2 pseudogenes are annotated in these 537 nt (G+C 70.9%); both read left to right on the top strand.

The features are described from left to right. Positions 1–253, top strand: a pseudogene (locus L995_RS33775) (helix-turn-helix domain-containing protein); the annotation flags it as partial. Beyond that, a pseudogene (locus L995_RS09390) lies at positions 246–537 on the top strand (hypothetical protein); the annotation flags it as partial. The pseudogenes L995_RS33775 and L995_RS09390, both read left to right, overlap by 8 nt.

The following is a 537-nucleotide window of genomic DNA, read 5'->3' as shown; positions in this document are numbered from 1 at the left end:
GGCGCCGCTGGTGGCGGCCTGGTACGTGGAATGCGTCAGCGAGGCCTACGTGCTGAAGGACTCGCATGGTGTCGGCGCGCTGCTGGCCAAGGCCGAGAGCTACCGCACGCAGTGGGCACGTGGCCAGGCGATGACCGGCACGGCGGCCCAGGCGGCCGACAAGACGAGCGCCAACTTCGACGCCATCGAGGAGGCCAAGCGGCTGCTGCGCCAGCGTGGCGGCCGGGGCAACGGCGAGGGCGGCAATGCGTGACCATGTCGACGCCGACTGGCTGCTGGAAGAGCTGGGCGCCACGATGGAGCTGAGCGGCCAGCAGGTCCGGCCTGCTGCACTGCTGCTGCTGGCGGAAGATCTGGCCCACATCGACAAGCCTGTGCTGCGCCTGGCCCTTGCCCGCATCCGCGCCGAGCATCGCGGCCCGATCCTCACCGGCACCGTGCTGCAGTACGTGGACCACGCCATGGGCCGGTTGCTGCCGGCCGAGGCCTACGCCCTGGCGCTGACCAGCGCAGACCAGCAGGCCACTGTGGTGTGGA

Origin of the sequence: Delftia sp. ZNC0008 (genome assembly GCF_000799035.1) — a bacterium.
GTDB lineage: Bacteria > Pseudomonadota > Gammaproteobacteria > Burkholderiales > Burkholderiaceae_C > Comamonas > Comamonas tsuruhatensis.
Note: the sequence above shows the minus strand (reverse complement) of the source record. Positions and strands in the feature narration are given on the sequence as shown.